Origin of the sequence: Azonexus hydrophilus, from assembly GCF_001956855.1 — a bacterium.
GTDB lineage: Bacteria > Pseudomonadota > Gammaproteobacteria > Burkholderiales > Rhodocyclaceae > Azonexus > Azonexus hydrophilus_A.
In genome coordinates, this window is record NZ_MTHD01000015.1 from 1 (window position 1) to 428 (window position 428).

The 428-nt window shown below is 72.2% G+C and carries 2 protein-coding genes; both read right to left on the minus strand.

Annotation, left to right across the window (positions count from 1 at the left end; all coding sequences use genetic code 11):
- Positions 1-274 (minus strand): response regulator (locus BJN45_RS17460; RefSeq protein ID WP_139326383.1); only part of this gene is annotated, 274 nt, incomplete at its 3' end.
- Positions 271-426: an ATP-binding protein gene (locus BJN45_RS18295; protein ID WP_430793466.1), complete on the minus strand. Its 156-nt coding sequence runs from the start codon at positions 424-426 to the stop codon at positions 271-273. The genes BJN45_RS18295 and BJN45_RS17460, both read right to left, overlap by 4 nt.
- Positions 427-428: the final 2 nt, after the last annotated feature.

Consider the following 428-nt stretch of genomic DNA (forward strand, 5'->3'; position numbering starts at 1 on the left):
CAATGTCGGAGTCGTTGTCGTAGGTGGTGAGGATCAGCACCGCCGGCGGGCGGGGCCGGCGTCTGACCGCCTCGGTGACGCCCACGCCGTCGAGTCCCTCTCCCAGCCTCAGGTCGCAGAGGACCACGTCGGGCGACAACTCGTCCACCAGCCGCAGTGCTTCCTCGCCCGTGGCTGCGGACCCGATCACCTCGATGGTGTCGGCCCCGCTCAGCAGCGCCGCGACGCCGGACCGCACCACCGGATGGTCGTCCACCAGCAGTACCCGGATCATGGCAACGCCTCGTCCGCCCGCACGAGGGGCAGGCGGGCGGTGACGGCCGTGCCACCTCCCGGCTCCGATTCGACGGTGAGCTCACCGCCCAGGTCTGCGAGGCGCTCGCGGAGAGCGCGCAGCCCGTAGCCCCCGTTCGTGGTGCGCTCCACCG